Annotated in this window: 21 protein-coding genes; 5 read left to right on the top strand and 16 right to left on the bottom strand. The window is 60.0% G+C overall.

Annotation, left to right across the window (positions count from 1 at the left end; all coding sequences use genetic code 11):
• Nucleotides 1–45: 45 nt before the first annotated feature.
• From ACYCZ5_RS03235 to ACYCZ5_RS03205, 7 genes are read right to left on the bottom strand one after another with little or no spacing between them, the layout of a single operon-like run.
• Nucleotides 46–837: a segregation and condensation protein A gene (locus tag ACYCZ5_RS03235; RefSeq protein ID WP_461543364.1), complete on the bottom strand. Its 792-nt coding sequence runs from the start codon at nucleotides 835–837 to the stop codon at nucleotides 46–48.
• A 29-nt stretch (nucleotides 838–866) separates the two neighbouring features.
• The gene (locus tag ACYCZ5_RS03230; protein ID WP_461543320.1) at nucleotides 867–2,069 is read right to left on the bottom strand and encodes a tryptophan--tRNA ligase; all 1,203 of its coding nucleotides are present in this window, start codon (nucleotides 2,067–2,069) and stop codon (nucleotides 867–869) included.
• 16 nt (nucleotides 2,070–2,085) lie between these two features.
• A complete protein-coding gene (locus ACYCZ5_RS03225; protein WP_461543319.1) occupies nucleotides 2,086–2,721 on the bottom strand; it encodes a site-2 protease family protein in 636 nt (211 codons plus the stop codon).
• A complete protein-coding gene (locus ACYCZ5_RS03220; protein ID WP_461543318.1) occupies nucleotides 2,722–3,351 on the bottom strand; it encodes an L-threonylcarbamoyladenylate synthase in 630 nt (209 codons plus the stop codon).
• Nucleotides 3,351–4,223, bottom strand: a complete 873-nt coding sequence (locus tag ACYCZ5_RS03215) for a 3',5'-nucleoside bisphosphate phosphatase (protein ID WP_461543317.1) — start codon at nucleotides 4,221–4,223, stop codon at nucleotides 3,351–3,353. Before ACYCZ5_RS03215 ends, ACYCZ5_RS03220 begins: the two co-directional genes overlap by 1 nt.
• A complete protein-coding gene (locus ACYCZ5_RS03210; protein WP_461543316.1) occupies nucleotides 4,216–4,530 on the bottom strand; it encodes an RnfH family protein in 315 nt (104 codons plus the stop codon). Before ACYCZ5_RS03210 ends, ACYCZ5_RS03215 begins: the two co-directional genes overlap by 8 nt.
• Nucleotides 4,527–4,964 (bottom strand): type II toxin-antitoxin system RatA family toxin, encoded by a 438-nt coding sequence (locus ACYCZ5_RS03205; protein WP_461543315.1) that lies wholly within the window; start codon nucleotides 4,962–4,964, stop codon nucleotides 4,527–4,529. Before ACYCZ5_RS03205 ends, ACYCZ5_RS03210 begins: the two co-directional genes overlap by 4 nt.
• Nucleotides 4,965–5,029: 65 nt before the next feature.
• Here ACYCZ5_RS03205 and smpB point away from each other — a divergent pair, with 65 nt between their 5' ends.
• The 4 genes from smpB (at nucleotide 5,030) to ACYCZ5_RS03185 (ending at nucleotide 8,137) form a co-directional block, all read left to right on the top strand.
• Nucleotides 5,030–5,479, top strand: a complete 450-nt coding sequence (smpB, locus tag ACYCZ5_RS03200) for an SsrA-binding protein SmpB (RefSeq protein WP_461543314.1) — start codon at nucleotides 5,030–5,032, stop codon at nucleotides 5,477–5,479.
• A 76-nt stretch (nucleotides 5,480–5,555) separates the two neighbouring features.
• Nucleotides 5,556–6,065, top strand: a complete 510-nt coding sequence (gene msrA / locus ACYCZ5_RS03195) for a peptide-methionine (S)-S-oxide reductase MsrA (RefSeq protein ID WP_461543313.1) — start codon at nucleotides 5,556–5,558, stop codon at nucleotides 6,063–6,065.
• A gap of 2 nt (nucleotides 6,066–6,067) precedes the next feature.
• Nucleotides 6,068–6,529, top strand: a complete 462-nt coding sequence (locus ACYCZ5_RS03190) for a DUF4149 domain-containing protein (protein ID WP_461543312.1) — start codon at nucleotides 6,068–6,070, stop codon at nucleotides 6,527–6,529.
• 96 nt (nucleotides 6,530–6,625) lie between these two features.
• Nucleotides 6,626–8,137 carry a B12-binding domain-containing radical SAM protein gene (locus tag ACYCZ5_RS03185; protein ID WP_461543311.1) on the top strand — a complete coding sequence of 504 codons (1,512 nt, stop codon included), beginning with the start codon at nucleotides 6,626–6,628 and terminating at the stop codon, nucleotides 8,135–8,137.
• 77 nt (nucleotides 8,138–8,214) lie between these two features.
• On the opposite strand, the gene pntB is transcribed toward ACYCZ5_RS03185, so the two are convergent.
• From pntB to ACYCZ5_RS03140, 9 genes are all read right to left on the bottom strand, one after another.
• Nucleotides 8,215–9,630, bottom strand: a complete 1,416-nt coding sequence (gene pntB, locus ACYCZ5_RS03180; protein WP_461543363.1) for a Re/Si-specific NAD(P)(+) transhydrogenase subunit beta — start codon at nucleotides 9,628–9,630, stop codon at nucleotides 8,215–8,217.
• Between the two features lie 14 nt (nucleotides 9,631–9,644).
• Nucleotides 9,645–11,222, bottom strand: a complete 1,578-nt coding sequence (locus tag ACYCZ5_RS03175; protein ID WP_461543310.1) for a Re/Si-specific NAD(P)(+) transhydrogenase subunit alpha — start codon at nucleotides 11,220–11,222, stop codon at nucleotides 9,645–9,647.
• 163 nt (nucleotides 11,223–11,385) lie between these two features.
• Nucleotides 11,386–11,799, bottom strand: coding sequence for an ExbD/TolR family protein (locus ACYCZ5_RS03170; protein ID WP_461543309.1), 414 nt, complete (start codon nucleotides 11,797–11,799; stop codon nucleotides 11,386–11,388).
• Between the two features lie 9 nt (nucleotides 11,800–11,808).
• Nucleotides 11,809–12,468, bottom strand: a complete 660-nt coding sequence (locus ACYCZ5_RS03165) for a MotA/TolQ/ExbB proton channel family protein (RefSeq protein WP_461543308.1) — start codon at nucleotides 12,466–12,468, stop codon at nucleotides 11,809–11,811.
• 5 nt (nucleotides 12,469–12,473) lie between these two features.
• Nucleotides 12,474–13,118, bottom strand: a complete 645-nt coding sequence (locus tag ACYCZ5_RS03160) for an energy transducer TonB (protein ID WP_461543307.1) — start codon at nucleotides 13,116–13,118, stop codon at nucleotides 12,474–12,476.
• 29 nt (nucleotides 13,119–13,147) lie between these two features.
• A complete protein-coding gene (locus ACYCZ5_RS03155) occupies nucleotides 13,148–13,795 on the bottom strand; it encodes an urease accessory protein UreH domain-containing protein (protein ID WP_461543306.1) in 648 nt (215 codons plus the stop codon).
• A complete protein-coding gene (locus tag ACYCZ5_RS03150; RefSeq protein ID WP_461543305.1) occupies nucleotides 13,788–14,837 on the bottom strand; it encodes a 4Fe-4S binding protein in 1,050 nt (349 codons plus the stop codon). Before ACYCZ5_RS03150 ends, ACYCZ5_RS03155 begins: the two co-directional genes overlap by 8 nt.
• The gene (locus ACYCZ5_RS03145) at nucleotides 14,830–15,717 is read right to left on the bottom strand and encodes a hypothetical protein (protein ID WP_461543304.1); all 888 of its coding nucleotides are present in this window, start codon (nucleotides 15,715–15,717) and stop codon (nucleotides 14,830–14,832) included. Before ACYCZ5_RS03145 ends, ACYCZ5_RS03150 begins: the two co-directional genes overlap by 8 nt.
• A 9-nt stretch (nucleotides 15,718–15,726) precedes the next feature.
• Entirely contained in the window at nucleotides 15,727–18,009 is a 2,283-nt protein-coding gene (locus ACYCZ5_RS03140; protein ID WP_461543303.1) for a TonB-dependent receptor, read from the bottom strand.
• Between the two features lie 124 nt (nucleotides 18,010–18,133).
• On the opposite strand from ACYCZ5_RS03140, the gene mutL reads away from it, so the two are divergent.
• Complete coding sequence (gene mutL / locus ACYCZ5_RS03135; RefSeq protein ID WP_461543302.1) at nucleotides 18,134–19,933, top strand: DNA mismatch repair endonuclease MutL; 1,800 nt, start codon at nucleotides 18,134–18,136, stop codon at nucleotides 19,931–19,933.
• The last annotated feature ends 61 nt before the right edge of the window (nucleotides 19,934–19,994 follow it).

Here is a 19,994-nt window from a genome sequence, read left to right as displayed (position 1 = left end):
AAGGATGGTGATTCCACCAACGCTTCCTCGGTCACGATCTCTTCTTCATTCTGCTGTGATGGCGCGACAGGTTCGGACATAGATGTTCCCCAATGACTCGGTTTGTGTGATCTCGATCAGTGTCTCTTTGGCCAGCTCGAGGATGGCGATGAAGGTGACGACCATGGTCGGGATGCCCTCTTCCGGTTCGAACAACTCCTCGAACGGGACGAAATCGGCATCGCGCAGGCGGCGCAGCACTTTGGTCATCTGTTCACGCACTGAAAGCTCCTCGCGTCTGACCTTGTGGCTGGCATGTACCCTGGCGCGCGTGAGCAAGGCCAACCATGCGGTGCGCAGGTCATCCACGGTCACATTGGGCAGGCGTTCCACCACGGTGCGTTCGATCAATACTTGCACCAGCTCAAAGTCGCGACCGGCCTGCGGCATCTCGTTCAGTTTGTGCGCGGCCAGCTTCATCTGTTCATATTCGAGCAGGCGGCGCATCAGTTCGGCGCGCGGATCCTCGTCACTCACCTCTTCGCCCTGTTTGGGCGGACGCGGCAGCAGCATGCGTGATTTGATCTCGATCAGCACAGCCGCCATCAACAGATATTCGGCTGCCAGCTCCATGCGGTGTTGCTGCATCGCTTCGATATAGCCGATGTACTGCAGGGTGAGCTGCGCCATCGGGATATCGAGCGGGTCGAGATTGTGGCGGCGGATCAGGTAGAGCAACAGATCGAGCGGCCCCTGGAACGACTCCAGCGCCACTTCCAGCGCGTCCGGCGGGATGAAGAGATCGTGCGGCATCTCTGTCATCGGCTGCCCGTGGACGAACGCCACGGGCGTGGTCATCGGCAGATCGCTCTGGGAAAGCAGTTCGCTCACTTGTATTCCAGTCCCATTACTTCGCGCACATCACGCATGGTGTCGATCGCCAATTTGCGCGCTTTCTCGCAGCCGTCGGCGATGATGTTGCGCACCAGCGAAGGGTCGTCCAGATAGCGCTGGGCGCGTTCGCGCATCGGGCGCTGTTCGCTCAGTACGCCATCGATGACCGGCTGTTTGCACTCGATACAGCCGATGCCGGCACTGCGGCAGCCTTGCTGCACCCATTGCTTCACATTGTCGGTCGAATACACCTCGTGCAACTGCCACACCGGGCATTTGTCCGGATCGCCGGGGTCGGTGCGGCGGATGCGCGCCGGGTCGGTCGGCATGGTCTTGATCTTCTTCGCCACCTCGGCCTCGTCCTCGCGCAGGCTGATGGTGTTGTTGTAGGACTTGGACATCTTCTGCCCGTCCAGACCCGGCATCTTGGAGGCCACGGTCAGCATGGCCTGCGGCTCGGACAGGATCATCTTGCCACCGCCTTCCAGATAACCGAACAGGCGCTCGCGGTCACCGTGCGACAAGTTCTGCTGCTCATCCAGCAAGGCTTTGGCCGATTCCAGCGCCTCGTCGTCGCCCTGCTCCTGATAACGGGTGCGCAGTTCGGCATACAGCTTGCCTTTTTTGCCGCCCAGTTTCTTCACGGCTGCCTCGGCCTTCTCCTCGAAGCCCGCCTCGCGGCCATAGATGTGGTTGAAGCGGCGCGCGATCTCGCGGGTGAACTCGATGTGCGGCACCTGGTCCTCGCCCACCGGCACTTGCGTGGCGCGGTAGATGAGGATGTCGGCACTTTGCAGCAAGGGGTAACCGAGGAAACCATAGGTGGACAGATCCTTGCCGGACAGTTTCTCCTGCTGGTCCTTATAGGTCGGCATGCGTTCCAGCCAGCCCAGTGGTGTGATCATGGACAGCAGCAGATGCAGTTCGGCATGCTCCGGCACGCGCGACTGGATGAACATCGTGGCATGGGCAGGGTCGACCCCGGCGGCCAGCCAGTCGATCACCATGTCCCACACGCTCTGCTCGATGATCTGAGGCGTGTCGTAATGCGTGGTCAGCGCGTGCCAGTCGGCCGCGAAGAAATAACAGTCGAACTCGTGCTGCATCTGCACCCAGTTCTTCAGCACACCATGGTAGTGGCCCAGATGTAGATTACCTGTGGGACGCATCCCGGATAACACGCGATCAGCAAACATTATTTAGACTTCACATTCACAAGAAAAAGTTGATCAGATCGATCACCGCTATCACCGGCGGCGTCAATATCCAGCCCAGCACCGGCGTGATGGCCAGCCCGATGAGGATGAACAGGCCATAAGGCTCGATACGAGAAAGCTGGTACGCCTGACGGTGCGGCAACAGACTGACTGCGACCCGTCCGCCGTCAAGCGGCGGCAAGGGCAACATGTTCAGCACCATCAGGATGACGTTGATTTTAACCCCGATCTGGGCCATTTCCATCATCGGTTCGGAGAAGTAGCCGCCGGGAAAGCTCCAGGCCAGCTTGGCCACCAGCGCCCAGAAGATAGCCATGAGCAGATTGCTGGCCGGTCCGGCGATGGCGACCCACAACATGTCCTGCTTGGGCCGGCGCAAGGCCGAGAAGTTGACCGGTACCGGTTTGGCCCAGCCGAACAGGATGCCGCCCAGTACCAGCGTCAGCATCGGCAGCAGGATCGTGCCGACCGGGTCGATATGTTTGATGGGATTGAGCGTGATGCGGCCCTGCTGGTAGGCCGTCATATCACCGAAGTGGCGAGCCACATAACCGTGGGCAGCCTCGTGCAGTGTGATCGCGAACAGAACAGGGATCGCGGCGACGGTGATGAGCTGGATCAGATGTTCCATCTAGTCTTCGATCCCGAAAGGCACCACATCCCCGCGTCCGGCACGCAGCAACTGTGGCGTGGCGCCGGTCAGATCGATCACCGTGGTCGGCTCGATGCCGACTGCCCCGCCCTCGATGACCAGTTCCACGCGATGCTCAAGCTGCTCGCGTATCTCGTCTATATCGGTGAGCGGGAAAGGTTCCTCCAGCAGGATCAGGGTGGAACTCAGCAACGGTTCGCCCAGCTCTTCCAGCAAGGCCAGCGCCACCGGATGGTCCGGGATGCGCACGCCGACCGTACTGCGCTTGGGATGCTGCAGGCGGCGCGGCACTTCCTTGGTCGCTTGCAGGATGAAGGTGTAGGCACCGGGCGTATTGTTCTTGAGCAGGCGGAACTGCACGTTGTCCACCCGCGCATAGTTGGCCAGTTCGGACAGATCACGGCAGACCAGCGTCATGTGATGCTGCTCATCCAGTTCACGGATCTGACGGATGCGGGTCACCGCGTCCTTGTCGCCCAGATGGCAACCCAAGGCATAGCCGGAATCGGTCGGGTAGACGATCACCGCGCCGTCGCGCAGCATCTCGGCCGCCTGACGGATCAGGCGCGCATTGGGATTGTCGGGATGGATATTGAAGAATTGTGCCATCAGGCTGCTTTCAATTGAGTGGGGTCTTGCCAGTGTTGCCACACCGGACGACATATTTCCGGCAGATCGGGCAGACGCCCGAGATCACGGTAACTTTCCTGCGGGCCATGGAAATCCGAACCGCACGAGGACAACAAATGGAATTCCTCGGCGTAGCGGGAAAACTCCGCGTATTGCGGCGGTGTGTGGCTACCGGTCACCACTTCCAGCGCGCCACCGCCCAGTTCGACGAAGGTTTCCAGCAACTCGTGCATGGTCTGTTTGCCCATGCTGTGGCGTCCCACCATATAACGTCCCGGATGAGCCAACACGGCGATGCCGCCGCTGCCGCGTATCCAGGAGATGGCTTCTCCCAGATCAGCCCATTGGTGCGGGACATAGCCGGGCTTGCCACTGGCCAGATAACGGTTGAACACGCTCTTCACATCCTTGCAGCGGCCGGATTCGACCAGATAACGCGCGAAATGGGTGCGACCGATCATGTTGGGGTTGGTGGTGAATTTGTAGGCGCCTTCCAGCACGCCGCCGATGCCGACCTTGGCCAGTTCATCGGCCATCTTCTGCGCGCGCTGGCCGCGTCCGCTGCGCACTTCTGCTAATCCTGCCACCAGGGGCGGATAAGTCGGATCGATGTGCAAACCCACCAGATGCAAGGTGTGTTTACGCCAAGAGACGGATATCTCGACGCCATTGATGAAAGTCATACCGAGCTTTTCAGCCTCTGTCCTAGCCCTGTCCAGGCCGGAGATCTCATCGTGGTCGGTCAACGCCAGCATGGTCACCCCGCGCTCGGCCGCACGCGCCACCAACTCTTCCGGTGTCAGTGTGCCGTCGGAGCAACTGGAATGACAATGCAGGTCGATATCAAGCATCGCCGCCGCCCTTCTTCATGACCTTGCCCTCTTCGGCGCGCTTGCGGCGCACTTCCTTCGGGTCAGCGATCAAGGGACGATATATCTCGATGCGATCACGCTCGCGCATCACCACATCGGCTTTGCTCAGCTTACCGAAGATGCCGTATTTGGCTTTTTCCGGATCGATCTCGGGATGCTTGTCGAGGATGCCAGAAAGGCGCACGGCATCCCCCAGCGTGGTGCCAGCTGGCACTTTGAATTTGAGCAACGCCTGCTCTTGCGGCAAGGCATAGACCAGCTCGATATCGATATTTTCGGTGTTCATGCTGTGGTGTAGATCTTTTCTGCACGGTGGATGAAAGCATCCACGAAACTGTCGGCGATGTAATGGAACACCGGCCCCACCATCTTTTCCAGCAGCTTGCTGGAGAATTCGTAATGCAGACTGAATTCTATTTTACAGGCTTCCTCGTTCAAGGGGATGAAACGCCAACTCCCGTCCAATTTCTGGAACGGACCGTCCTTGAGTTTCATTTTGATAAGGAATGGCGGTTCACGCAGATTCTCGGTGGAAAAGTGCTGTTTGATGTGGTGGTAATCGATATGCACCGTGGCATGCATGGTCGTACCCTGCATGTCGTCCATGGTCGCACCGCCGCACCAGGGCAGGAACTGGGGATATTCCTCTACCCGATCCACCAGATTGAACATCTGCTCCGCCGTATGCGCCACCAGTACCGTCTTTTCCACCAACGCCATGCTTCAACTAGCCCGTCATCAAAGGCTGGTAGAATAGCGTAACCACAGGCAAAACACATCTTCAAATGAGTATCATCCAGAACAAAAAAGCCTTTCACGACTACTTCATCGAAGACAAACATGAAGCAGGCATCATGCTTGAAGGTTGGGAAGTCAAAGCGATCCGCGCCGGACGCGTGCAGCTCAAGGAGGCCTATGTGCTGGCCAAGGACGGCGCACTCTGGCTGTTCGGCTCGCATATCAGTCCGCTACTGAACGCCTCCACCCACATCCATCCCGACCCCGTGCGCACCCGCAAGTTGCTGCTGCACAAACACGAGATCGACAAACTCATCGGCAAGGTACAGCGCGCCGGATTCACCCTGATGCCCTTGAACATGCACTACAAGGGCGGCCGTGTGAAGCTGGATATCGGGCTGGCGAAAGGCAAGAAAGAGCATGACAAGCGCGCCACGGAGAAAGAAAAAGAATCCAAACGCGAAGCTGCTGTCGCGATGAAGAAAGAGCGGCGATAGATTGATTCGCAAGGTATTTATCCTGCTGCTCTTGAGCATTGCCCTCCCCGCTTGGGCGGGACAGAAAGGAACTGCGATGAACGACACCACACAAACCGCCTACCTCGCCGGCGGCTGCTTCTGGGGTATGGAAGAGCTGGTGCGACAGATCCCCGGCGTGCTGGAGACTGAAGTCGGCTATACCGGCGGCGACGTACCGAATGCGAACTATGAGATCGTGAAGATGGGACGTAGCGGCCATGCCGAATCGTTGAAGATCGTGTTCGATCCGGCCAAGCTCACCTATCGTCACCTGCTGTTCGAGTTCTTCCGCATGCATAACCCGACCACGCGCAACCAGCAAGGCAATGACCGGGGCACGCAATACCGTTCGGCCATCTTCTATGTCAGCGATGCGCAACGCGACACGGCAGCAGAGGTAATCCGTACCGTGGATGCTTCGGGTGATTGGGGCGCGAAAGTGGTGACAGAAGTCGTGGCCTTCAAGGAGTTCTGGCCAGCCGAGGCGTATCACCAGAAATATCTGGTGAAAAATCCGCACGGCTACACCTGCCACGTCAACCGTGGTTATCGTCTCGGGGAATGAGCATGAAGCTGCGTTTTCTGGATGGCATCGCCCTCACCCTTTGGGTCGGCAGCTTGTGGACGGTCGGCTATCTGGCCGTGCCCATCCTGTTCCAGGCGCAACCCGATAAACAACTGGCTGGCATGCTGGCGGGCGAGATGTTCCGCGTGCAGGGTTTCGTCGGCATCGCATGCGGGGTGTATCTGCTGCTGCGGGATGGTGTGAAGTTCGGCAAGCTGGCATTGCGCCAGCCCGCCTTCCTCGCCATCGCGCTGATGCTGCTCATCACGCTTGCCCTCCAGTTCGGCATCCAGCCGTTGATGGCCGGGCTGAAATCACAGGCGCTGCCGCTTGAGGTGATGAAAAGCTCGCTGGCAGACAGCTTTTCCATGTGGCACGGCATCTCCAGCATCCTGTATCTGATCGAGAGCCTGCTGGGACTTTCCTCTATCTATCTTTTCCTGCGCAACGATCCGGGACACTGAGCCTGCTTCCGCTCACAGGCGACATGACGCTTCTCCATTGACAGTCTTGTCTCGGAACTCGCGTAACATATCGGCATTTCGATATACCTGCCCCGCATGCCCACCATCGTCCTCACCACCCTCAACGCGCGCTACATCCATGCTTCGCTGGGCTTGCGCTATCTCGCCGCCAACATGGGCGAGCTGGAGTGTGACACGGAGATCATGGAGTTCACCCTGCAGAACCGGGCAGAGGAGATCGTCGAGGCTTTGCTTGCGGCCCAGCCGCGCATCATCGGTTTCGGCGTATACATCTGGAACGTGAGCGAGATCACCCGCGTGGTCGCCTTGCTGAAATGCGTAGCCCCGCAGATCACCGTGGTGCTGGGCGGGCCGGAGGTCAGTTACGAATGCGATGAGCAGGAGGTCGTGCGCCTGGCCGATCATGTGATCACCGGCTGGGGAGACATCAGCTTTGCCAAACTTTGTCGCGAACTTCTGCAACAGCGCCCGCAGGCACAGAAGATCATTGCCGGCATCCAGCCGAAGCTGTCCGAGATCGAACTGCCCTATGCGTATTACTCGGACAGCGACATCGCGCATCGCACGCTGTATGTAGAAGCCTCGCGCGGCTGCCCGTTCAAATGCGAATTCTGTCTCTCGTCTCTGGACAAAACGGCCTGGGCCTTCGATCTGGACCGCATCCTCGACGAGTTGGACAAGCTCTATAGTCGCGGTGCGCGCCAGTTCAAATTCGTCGACCGCACTTTCAACCTCAACATCAAAGACAGTGTGCGCATTCTGGAATTCTTCCTTGCGCGGCTGGACGACAAATTGTTCGTGCACTTCGAAGTCATCCCTGATCACCTGCCGGAGCAACTGAAAGCGCTGATTGTGAGATTCCCGGCCGGCGCGCTGCAATTCGAGGTGGGCATCCAGACCTTGAACCCGGAGGTGCAGGCGCTGATCTCGCGCAAGCAGGACACCGCCAAAGCCGAGGCGAACCTGCGCTGGCTGCGCCAGGAAAGCCAGGCGCATATCCACGTCGATCTCATCATTGGCCTGCCCGGCGAGGATGTGGCGAGCATCGCGGATGGCTTCGACCGCCTGATCGCACTGAAGCAGCAGGAGATCCAGGTCGGTGTGCTCAAGCGTCTGCGCGGTACGCCCATTACCCGCCACACTGAAGCGTACGCCATGCGCTACACCCCGTATCCGCCCTACGCCATCCTCGCCACCGACCGCATCGACTTTTCCACCATGCAAAGGCTGGTGCGCTTTGCGCGCTACTGGGATCTGGTAGGTAACTCGGGACGCTTTGCGAAAACGCTGCCACTCTTGCTGGCTGAAAGCCCGTTCGCCCGCTTCCTGACTTTCTCCGACTGGCTCTATGCCACCACGCGCAAGACACACCAGATTCCGCTGCCCCAGTTGTTCGATCTGCTTTTCACCGGTCTGACCACCGCGCTTGCCGTAGCGCCGGAAACGGCCCGCAGCGCCCTGGAGCATGATTTTCTTCAGTCGGGCAGCAAGGAGATGCCGCCGTTCATGAGAAACGAGAAGGATATGCCCCGCAAGACCAGGACAGGCAATCCTGCGAAGCGGCAGGCACGGCTGCAGGCGGAATAGCTTTCCCTGCGGCAGGCAGCCGCCACAAAAGAAAAGAGCCGCATGCGCGGCTCTTTCATCAGTCCATCCGTGGTGCTTTACGCCTTCAGCGCGACCAGCACCTCATCCAGCATCTTCTTGGCATCGCCGAACAACATGCGGTTGTTCTCTTTGTAGAACAGCGGATTGTCCACGCCCGCATAGCCTGAAGCCATGCTGCGCTTCATCACGATGGAGGTCTTGGCCTTCCACACTTCCAGCACCGGCATGCCGGCGATGGGGCTGCCGGGTTCTTCCTGCGCGGCCGGGTTCACGATGTCGTTGGCACCGATCACCATGGAGACGTCGGTATCGGGGAAGTCCGCATTGACCTCATCCATCTCCATCACGATGTCGTAAGGCACTTTGGCTTCGGCCAGCAACACGTTCATATGGCCGGGCATGCGGCCTGCCACGGGGTGGATGCCGAAGCGCACGTTGACGCCTTTTTCGCGCAAGAACTGAGTGATCTCATTGACTGTATGCTGGGCCTGCGCCACAGCCATGCCGTAGCCCGGCACGATGATGACGTTCTTGGCTTCGCGCAGCAGTTCTGCCGTTTCGACTGCGCTGATGGACACCACTTCGCCCACCGGCTGTGCGTCGCCGCCGGACTTCTTGGCAGGCGCGCCGCCGCCGAAACCGCCCGCGATGACGCTGATGAAGTTGCGGTTCATCGCGCGACACATGATGTAGGAAAGGATCGCGCCGCTGGAACCGACCAGTGCGCCGGTGACGATCAGCAGGTCGTTGTTCAGCATGAAGCCGGTCGCTGCGGCCGCCCAGCCGGAGTAGCTGTTCAGCATGGACACCACCACCGGCATGTCGGCGCCGCCGATGGCCATCACCATGTGGATGCCGAACAGCAGCGCGATCACGGTCATCACCGCCAGAGCGAACATGCCCGCATCGATCGTTTCCGCGTGCAGGAACTGGTAGCCGAACGCGATGACGACCAGCAGGCCGATCAGATTCAGGAAATGGCGCCCCGGCAGCAACAGCGGTTTGCCGCCGATCTTGCCCGCCAGTTTGCCGAAGGCGATGAGGGAGCCGGCAAAGGTCACTGCGCCGATCAGAATGCCGACATAGACTTCGATCTCGTGGATCGCCTTTTCGGCATGTGACAGATTCAGTGACGCCATCGGGTCGATGTAATTGGCGTAGCCCACCAGACAGGCGGCCAGACCGACCAGGCTGTGCATCAGCGCGACCAGTTCCGGCATCTGCGTCATCTGCACCTTGCGCGCGGCATACAGGCCGATGCTGCCGCCCACCACCATCGCGCCGATGATCCATGGCAGGCCTTCCATCGTGACGCGCGGACCGAACACCGTGGCCAACACGGCGATGGTCATGCCTATCATGCCGTAGAGATTGCCGCGACGTGAGGTCTCGGGGTTGGAAAGACCGCCGAGGCTGAGGATGAATAGAATCGTCGCACCGAGATAAGCGACACTGGTCAAACTTGAAGACATCATGATCGTGATCCTTATTTGCGGAACATCGACAGCATGCGTTTGGTCACCGCAAAGCCGCCGAACATGTTCACCGCAGTGAGCGCAATACCCGCCACGGCCAGCCAGAGTATCCAGCCGTCCGGTCTATCCAGGCCGAGCACCGTCGGCGGCGCGATCTGCACCAGCGCTCCGATGGCGATGATGCTGCTGATCGCGTTGGTGACGCTCATCAGCGGGGTATGCAGGGCTGGCGTGACGTTCCACACCACCATATAACCGACGAAGCAGGCCAGCACGAACACGGTGAAGTGTCCGAGGAAAGCTGCGGGCGCATACGCACCGATGAGCAGGAACAGCAGCGCCACGACACTGAATATGGCGACTATCTTCCCTGCCGAGGCCGGCGCACCGGCACTGCCGTGGCCTTTCGCAGCGGGAGCGGTGGCCGGTTTGGCTGCGGCGGGTTTGGCCACAGCAGCCAACTTCGGCGCAGGCGCAGGCCAGGTGATCTCGCCATCCTTGATGACCGTCAGGCCGCGTATGGCGTCGTCTTCCATGTTGACGTTGATGACGCCGTCCTTGGTCTTGCACAACTCTTCAGCCAGACGGAACAGGTTGGTGCCGTACAGCGTGGACGATTGTTTGGCCAAACGACTGTTCAGATCGGTGTAGCCGACGATGGTCACACCGTGCTTCACCACCGCCTGACCGGGTTCGGTCAGTTCGCAGTTGCCGCCGCGCTCTGCCGCCATGTCGACGATGACGCTGCCGGGCTTCATGCTCTGCACCATCTCGGCGGTGATCAATCTGGGCGCGGGCTTGCCGGGGATCAGCGCGGTGGTGATGATGATGTCCACCTCGCGGGCCTGTTTGGCGTACATGTCGCGCTGGGCTTGCTGGAAGCCCTCGCTCATCACCTTGGCGTAACCGCCACCGCCACCGCCCTCTTCTTCATAATCGACTTTGACGAACTCGCCGCCCAGCGATTTGACCTGATCGGCCACTTCGGCGCGCGTGTCGTTGGCGCGCACGATGGCGCCCAAACCGGCCGCCGTACCGATCGCCGCCAGACCGGCCACACCGGCACCGGCGATGAACACCTTGGCCGGCGGAACTTTGCCCGCAGCCGTGATCTGTCCGTTGAAGAAGCGTCCGAAGACATTGGCGGCCTCGATGACAGCGCGGTAGCCGGCGACGCCGGCCTGGGAAGTCAGCGCGTCCATCTTCTGGGCGCGGGAAAGTTGGCGCGGCAAGGCATCGATGGCCAGCACCGTCGCCTTCTTCGCAGCCAGTTGTTGCATCAACTCGGGGTTTTGCGCGGGCCAGATGAAACCGATCAGGGTGCCGCCTTCGCGCATCAACGCAACTTCGGCACTTGTCGGGGCGGCCACTTTGAAGACGATGTCGGATTCAGCCCACAGCTTTGCTGCGCCATCAATGATCTCTGCGCCGGCAGCACGATAAGCATCGTCACTGCAATTTGCCGCGTCTCCCGCGCCTGATTGAACCGCGACTGTGAAACCCAGCTTGATGAGTTTCTCTACGACTTCCGGTACTGTCGCAACGCGCTTCTCGCCTGCACTTGTCTCGGCAGGAATCCCAATACGCATGTAACCCTCCTGTAAACCGCATACTGAAACGCCCGGTTGTTCCGGGCGCAATAAAATCGCCCGCAATTATATACGAGCTTTGCGCCCCGCCCCAGCCCATTGAAAAACGAAGAGGCACGACTCAGCGTGCCTCTTCACCTTTATGGCGAAAGGGATTTCCCTGTTATTTGGACAGGGTGATGAAGGATAGTTTGCTTACACCGGACTTCTGCGCCAGCGCCATCAACGCCGCCACGCGACCGTAAGGCACGGCGCTGTCAGCTTCGATCTGCAACTGGAACTGCGGATCGGTAGCGCGGACACGCAGCATCTCGGCCAGTTCGCTATCGTTCACCGCTTGCTTGTCCATCTCGATATTGCCCTGTGCATCCACCACCAGACTGACCTGTTGCGGTTTGTCGTTCTGCTGCACGGCGTCGGTCTTGGGCAGGTTGATCTTGAGCGACTGCGGCGCCAGCAAGGGCGCGGTGATGATGAACACCACCAGCAATACCAGCATCACGTCCACCAGCGGCGTGACGTTGATCTCGCTCATCATGCTGCCTTCATCCTGTTGCGAAGAATTGCCGAAAGCCATGTCCCCTCCTTACAACTTGAAGTCTTGCTTCTGCGCCAGACGCATGAAGTCATGCGCGAAATTCTCCAGGTCGGTCACATGCACCTTGAGGCGGCGCAGGAAGAAGTTATAGGCCAGCACGGCAGGCAAGGCGGTGGCGATACCGATGGCAGTGGCGACCAGTGCTTCACCGATCGGGCCTGCCACCACGTCCAATGAAGCGGTTCCTGTCTGCCCGATGTTCTGCAGTGCATGCATGATGCCCCACACGGTGCCGAACAGGCCGATGAACGGCGCGGTGGAACCGATGCTGGCCAGCTCGGCCAGACCGCGCTCGTGATAGCGCTGGATGTTCTGCAACTGCTGTCGCAGCATGCGTTCGAGCACATCCTGTGGTGCACCGGAATGTTTCAGATCCTGTTGTGCGGAATTCAGGTTCTTCAGTTCGGCGAATCCGGCCTGCGCCAGTCTGGCGATGTCGCCTTTGCTCGATGCGCTGACCTTTTCCGCCCCGCTCCACTCACGCGCCGCCCAAAACTCGCGATTGAAGCGCTGGTCGTGCTGGCGCGATTCATATTGCTTCCATAGTTTGAACAAGGCGATGGACCAGGTCACGATGGACAGCACGATCAGCAACAGTAGCGTGCCCGAAACAACGGGGGAGCTGACGGAAAAGAAATCATTCATCATGCGGCTCATTCCTCTAAAGAAAATTTGATCGGCACCAGGAACCACTGCGTGATCGGCTGGCCGAAGCGTGTGGCAGGCGAGAACTTCCAGGTCTTGACGGTCTGTAGCGCGGCCCTGTCGAGGATGTCGTAGCCGCTGCTGGTCTGCAACTTCACCTCGCCCGCCCTGCCCTCGGCCAGCACCTCCACATTCAGTACCACCTTGCCCTGATAGCCCATGCGCCGCGCCACCAGCGGATACGGCGGACGCGGATTGTTCAGATAGTCGGCGCGATAGTCCGGCTCGGCATCCAGTTGCACCGGCGACGGTGGCGTCTCCGTCGGTGGCGCGGACACCTCCACCACCGGCTCGGCCGATGACTGCGGTGCCTCGGGTTCGATCACACGCGGTTCGCGCTTCGGTGCCGGTTTAACTTCCGGCTGTGGCGCAACATCCGCCTGCTGCATCTGCATGTTGGCGAAAGAGATGGACATCTCGTTGACCGCCACCTTGGGCGGCTGCGGCTGCGCCAGCCAGAAGGCGAACAGCGACAGATGCGCAAGTACTACGATACCGACCACGGTCAGGCGTTCGTACCAAGGGGATTCCAGCATGGTGTCGCGCAACGCGTCCATATGCATCAGCGGCAGATATAGAACAAGGGCCGACATGCTACCAGTGCGCTCCGCCCGACACCAACTTACACATAGAGCAACACCCGGCGCAGACCGAGCACGATCAACACTGCCGCCGCGCCCCAGCGTATCCAGCGCGTCAGCCAGTCGCGGTTCTCGCGCAACTGTTTACCGAGCAGGCTGATCAGCGGCAATAGTATCAGCAGCGGTGTCAGCGCCGCGCCCAATCCGAACATCACGCCGTTGGCCATGCCGAGCTGGATGCTGCCTGCCGCCGCACATACGGCGAGCAAGGATGCCAGCGGTGCGCACGGCGTTAGGCTGAGCGAGAAGCCGAGCAGCAAGGGCGGCGCACTGCCCGCCCGCTTCGACACTCCGCACGGTGCACGCGTTGGCTTGCTGCGCAGCAGCCACAGCCCGGCGGCGATGGACGCCGCCCCGATGAACAGATTGCCGCTGCCGCCCTGCATCACCTGCGACAGCCATGTGCCCGCCGCTGCGGCCAGCGCCCCCAGCATCGTATAAGCCAGGATGCGGCCGCTGACGAACAACGCTGTGTCGCGCAGCGCCTGCATCTGACTGCCGCCGCGTCCCAATATCCAGGTGCCCATGAACGGCAGACAGGTGGCGGTGCAGGCGGTCAGGCCCAGCGAGGCACCGAGCAGCCACACGGTGAACAGCGTGGTCTGCTGCGACAGTTGCCACTCATCCATTTTCTTTGGCGCGCAGGATGGGGATCACGCGTTTCTTCGGTTGGCCTTCCGGTGTTTCGAACTTCACGCGTGCCTTGTAGTAGTCGCGCGAGGAACCGAACAGCTTGAAGCCGAAGAACTTGATCTGGATCACATCGTCGTCCGGACAATATTCGGCACAGCGTCCGCATAGCGTGCAATCCTCGTGGAAGGCTTTGCTGCCGAATGCCGTGCCGATCTCGTGGATGTCCATCGGGCAGGCTTTCTCGCACACGCCGCACTTCTCGCATTTCTCGTGTGATTCCTTCTTCACCAGCCTCATCGGCGACAGCTTCTGGAACAGCGCATTCCACGACAGCAGCGGGCAGATGCGGCAGAACGGCTGACGCACCGCCAGGGCGGCGATGATGATGAAGCCGAACAAGGCATTGCCCAGCGCACCCAGGAATAGGTTGATGCCCGTGCCGGTATGCACGGCGAGCTGCTCGGTATCCGCCGTCAGCAAGGTGGTGGCGATGCGCGACGGGCATACCTGACAGAACGGGTCGCCCAGTTCGTTGGCGACGGTGCCCATGCCGGCCAGTGTCGGCAGGCCCAACACCAGTACCAGCAGCATCAGCCATTTGGCCGGCCGTACGCGACCCACGTTCTCGGGCGTGAAGCGTTTGAGCGGACGGCCGATGCGGCGACCGATCTTGTAGATCATTTCCTGCACCGTGCCCAGCGGACAGACCCAGCCGCAGAATGCCTTGTTCAAAAAAAAGAAGAACATGAAGAACACGCCCACCGACATCAGCGTGGGGATGAACACGTTGAGCGCGACATCGCCCGCCTTGGCAAGTGCGGCCCCGACGCGGTGGTGCAACTGATGCTGGGTCACGATGAGGATGCAATGGTCGCCGGTCATCTTGTCATAGGCACAGGACAGGGACGGCAGTGCCTGTGAGATGCGATCCACGGTGTAACTGCCGAGCAGCGCGCCGCCGTACACGGTGACGAACAGCATGACAATCTGTACGGAGAAGCGGAAGCGCGCCAGCGTGGGGAACAGATTTTTAAGCATTCGTGTTCTCCTCTTTATTGGCGGCAGCCTTGCGATTGCGCAGCAACGGTGCCGCGCCCAGCATGCCGAGCAAGGTGAAACCGATACCCAGTGCCAGATCACGCTTGGCAAAGGCGTCCTCACCGTAATTGCTGTTGAAGGCCGTCAGATATCGTATGCCGCCGTCTTCATGCGACACCGCCAGCACCATATCGGCCCCGCGTCGCATGCCATGGCTTTCCCCCTTGCTTTGCGCTTCTTCGGGTTTGAAATCGTCCGGCACATGAACTTTCACCACGCCCAGCGCATCCGTCATGAATTCGGACCGGCTACCGTTCGAGGTCTCCAGCACGACCTTCTGCCCGACCAGCGGCTGGCCCTTGAAGCGCACGCTGAACTGCCAGTCTTCCTTGGCACGATAGCGTGAGTGTTCGCGCGGATAAGGCTGCGGCACGATCTCCAGTTCATGCTTGATCTGGTCGAACATGGTGGTCGGATTCTTGCCGCCGCGTTCGCCGAAGTAATGCACTGTGGATGCGACGCGCACGGCATCGTCCTGCTCTTCTCGTGCGGTCAGCATCTGGAAACCGCCGCTGGCGGGCTTGTCCAACGGCGCGCCGCCCATGCCTATAGTTAGACTGCGGTGGCCGTTGGCATCATCCAGATCGTTCGACCAGGCTTCGATCGCATCCGCCGCGATGTTCTGCGGCTGCATGATGACTTTGCGCGCTGCCATGCCCTGCCCTTTCATGCGAGCCTTGAGCAAGGGCAGTTGCGTCCAGATCTTTGACTGGCTGCGCATCATGGCACCGTGGTCATGTCCTGCCATCGCAGTCGGTTCGGCGGCGGAAGCTGTCGCGGTGCAGATTGCAAACAGACAGGCGGAATAGAGGATCCTCATAGTCATCCTTTAGAAGCTGAGCGACGCGCCGACCGTCCACACGCGGCCGGGATTGACGGTGATGGACACGTCTTCCGCGTCGTACACACCGTCGCCGTTGCCGTCCGAACCGCCGCGTATGGTCGAGTAGTAATAGCGGTCGAACAGGTTGTCGATACGGGCGAAGGCCGACCATTTCATCTGGCGATCGCTCCTGAACTCGTAGTTCGCCATCAGGTTATAGGTGGTGCGTCCCCCGACCCAGACGATGTTCACCTCGTCCGCATAGATGCCGGATTGGGTATTCATCTCGCCGGTGAAGGTCCAGCCGTCCATGGGGCGATAGCGCGAGGTCAGATTCAGTTTGTGTTTGGGCGTACGCGGCACGACATTGCCGGTGTTGTTGTACAGCACCGAAGCCAGCGGCACGCTGCGTGAGCCCATGGACATCCAGTAGACATCGTTGCGGGTGAAGACGGCATTCAGATAGGTATAGGCCATATCGGCAGACCAAACTTCGCGTGCATCGGTCTTGATGCTGGCTTCCAGTCCACGGTTACGCACACCGCCGATGTTCTGGTATTGCTCCAATGCATTGGTCAGCGTCGCACCGGTGGTGGATTGATACTGGCCGCCTGTGTTGAGGATGAAGTCCTTGCGGTCGATCTGGAAGATCGCCACATCGGTATCCAGCGGGATACCCAGCAATTCAGTCTTGGCACGCAGGCCGACCTCGGTGTTGTAGGAATGCTCCGGTTTCAGATCCGGGTTCGCCGCCACAGTACCTGTTGGCGAAATGGTGCCGCCATAAAGTTGCGATAGTGTCGGCACACGGAAACCGGTGGACAGGTTGGTGTACAGCTCGCGTTCATCATTGAAGGCATAGTTGAAGCCGATGCGTTCCGACAGGACATTGAATGTCTTCTCACCCGTGGTGGTGCGCCCTTCCGCGATCTGCGTTGCGGTGAGCGGCAGGTTGCTGACGTATTTCTGTGCGATGTTATCGTAGCGCGCATTGAAAGTAGCGGTGAGCGGTGAACTCAATTGCCATTTCAGTTCGCCATACACCGCGCGCGTGTCGGAAGTGGAGAGGCTGTCCTCCGTCAAAGCCCCTGCCAGATTGAGCGGATTGGATGCCCCCACAGGCGAACTGCGGCTGGTATAGGTCACCAGATTATTGGACAGCGAACGGTCTTCGAACTGTTGCAGATCCAGACCGCCCATCCATGCGACTTGCTCGCCGCCCTGACGCCATTCCGCTTTTGCCCCACTCTGTGTCTGCTTGGTGTCACGCCCGCTGGCATAGGCATCTCGCATGGTGCTCATGTCGCTGGCGGCGGAGGTGCTGTTCAGGAACGTACCTGCGCTGTTGCGCAGGAAACCGTTCGGGTTCTGCCAGCCGAAAGTGTGGTCCTTGAACAGATAAGTGTTGAGCATCAGATTGCCGCCCTCGCCGGTGTCCTTGGCGTAAGACAGGTTGACCTTGTCCAGCGTCACATCGTATTTGCGTGCAAAGTCCTTGCCGCTGTCCACGCTGGTCGGATCGAGCAAGGCAGCGGTCACGCCGCGCACGGTGCCGTGGCTGTCCTTGTTGCGGATGGCATGCTCGAAACCGAAAGTCATGTCGCTGGTTTCGTCGATCATGTACTGCAACTTGCCATCGACATAATCGCGGCCCCAGTCGCCCTGATCGTGGAAGGTCTTGGATTGCAGCTTGGATTTCTGGATGTGTCCCACCCATTTGCCATCGGCGAACCCTGCGCGCAGGATACCTTTGTAATATTCATAGCTGCCTACTTCGGCGCTGGCGGTATAGCCTGCCATCTTGGCACCGCGCTTGGTGGTGATGATCACCGCGCCGGATAGTGCATCCTCGCCGAACAGATAAGAGGCTCCGCCCTTGATGACCTTGATGGATTCGATGTTGTCCAAGTCGATGTTCACGCGCCCGGTGCGCTCCACTACCGGCACGCCGTCGATCACGATGGCCACGCCCGGCTTCTCGCCCATGTAGCGCTGCGCTTCGACACCGCGCAGCATGATCTTTACCGAGTCGCCGCTCTGTACTTCGGCCGATACGCCGGGGATGGATTCCAGCACTTCGACGATGTTCTGCCCGTGACGGGCATCGACTTTCTTGCCGCTGATGTTGTTGACGTTGGAGGGTTCTCCGCGCTTGGAATCGAAACGGTCGTCGATGGTGGTGGATGAGACAGTCACTTCCGGCAGGGCGCCGATCTCGGCCCAGCTTGCCTGCGGTGCGGAAAGTGCCAATGCCACACATACTGCGATCTGTTTGCTGCTTGTATTCACTGCTTCCTCCTTGAATATCCCTGTTTAGAACCGGGTCGGATTGTAGGAAGCGAAGCAGGCGGCGGGAATGTGACATGATGTCGCGCGGCGGATTGTCGCACCCCCTATCCGCTATAATCCGCCGATGTCTTCCATCCAGTTACTCCCCGACCTGCTCATCAACCAGATCGCCGCCGGCGAGGTGATCGAACGTCCTGCTTCGGCGCTCAAAGAGCTGCTGGAGAACAGCCTGGATGCGGGTGCGACCGAGATCGCAGTGCAGCTGGAAAGCGGCGGCATCAAGCTGCTGCGCGTGCGCGATAATGGCTGCGGCATCGACAAAGTACAGCTCCCGCTGGCGCTGATGCGCCATGCCACCAGCAAGATCGCCTCGCTGGATGACCTGCAACGCGTCGCCAGCATGGGCTTCCGCGGCGAGGCACTGGCGAGCATGGCGGCAGTGGCGCAAGTCACCTTGACCAGCCGCACGGCCGATGCGGCACATGCCTGGCAGGTCGAGGCGATTGATGGTGCGCTGAGTGAGGCTGCGCCTTCATCCCATGCGCCCGGCACCAGTTTTGAGATGCGCGAGCTGTATTTCAACACCCCCGCCCGGCGCAAATTCCTCAAGAGCGAGAACACCGAGTTCGCCTGGTGCGAAGAGACTTTCAAACGCATAGCGCTGTCGCGACCGGATGTGGCGTTCTCTTTGCAGCACAACGGTAAATCGAAATGGCAACTGGCAAGTCAGGATCTGCCGCAACGCATCAACGCCATCCTCGGCAGTGAGTTCGGCCAATACGCGGTCAAGGTCGAACGCGAGATCGGCCCGCTGCACCTGTACGGCATAGCCGCCCTGCCCGCCTATTCGCGCTCCACGCGCGACGAGCAGTATTTCTTCGTCAATGGCCGTTTCGTGCGCGACAAGGTGCTGATGCACGCCGTGCGTCAGGCCTATCAGGACATCCTGCACCACCAGCGCCATCCGGCCTTTGTGCTGTTCCTCGACATGCCGCCGGAACAGGTGGACGTGAACGTGCATCCGGCAAAGAGCGAGGTGCGCTTCCGCGAGAGTCAGGGTATCCATCAGTTCGTGTTCCATGATTTGCAGGACGCCTTGAGTGCGACGATGGCTGACAAGGGAGAGACACCCGCCGCATCGCCACGCCTGGAAACCCCGACGTTCGCACCGACCCAGCAACAACCCATGCGCTTTGGTGCAGCCGAACAACAAGCGACGTATCGCGTTTGGGAATCACAGAGTCAGACCTTGGGATCAAGGAACGATGAGCACGCAAGAGGCGACCATGAGCCTCTCAACTCTGCTCGATCCTCAATCCAAGATACGAGCTCCTCACATGACCACCCGCTCGGCTACGCATTAGGCCAACTGTCAGGCATCTACATCCTCGCGCAGAACCAGCAAGGTCTGATCGTGGTAGACATGCACGCGGCGCATGAGCGCATCGTGTACGAACGCCTGAAGACCGCCTTCGATGCGCAGCAGATGCCCACCCAGCCATTGCTGATCCCAGTCACCTTCGGCGCCGATCCGCTGGCCATCGCCACTGTGGAAGAAGAACAGGAGGCGCTGAACAAGCTGGGCTTCGACATCGCACCGATCTCCACACACACGCTGGCCGTGCGCGCCATGCCCGCCATGCTCAAGCAATCCCATGCCGAGGCTGCCGCGCGCGAAGTGCTGCACGAACTGCATGAGTTCGGCGCCTCCCGTGCGCTGACCGAACGCCGAAATGAACTGCTGGCCACCCTCGCCTGCCACTCCGCCGTACGTGCGAACCAGCAACTGAGCCTGCCCGAGATGAACGCCATCCTGCGCGAGATGGAGCAAACCGAGCGCGCCGACCAGTGCAACCACGGTCGCCCGACTTGGTTCCAAGTGACGCTGGCGGAGCTGGATGCGATGTTCATGCGGGGCCAATAATCATCATTACTTAGACTGTGCATCTGTCCGTGAAGCCGCAAGAACAGGCATAATGCGCACC

The organism is Sideroxydans sp. (assembly GCF_054604835.1).
Note: the sequence above shows the minus strand (reverse complement) of the source record. Positions and strands in the feature narration are given on the sequence as shown.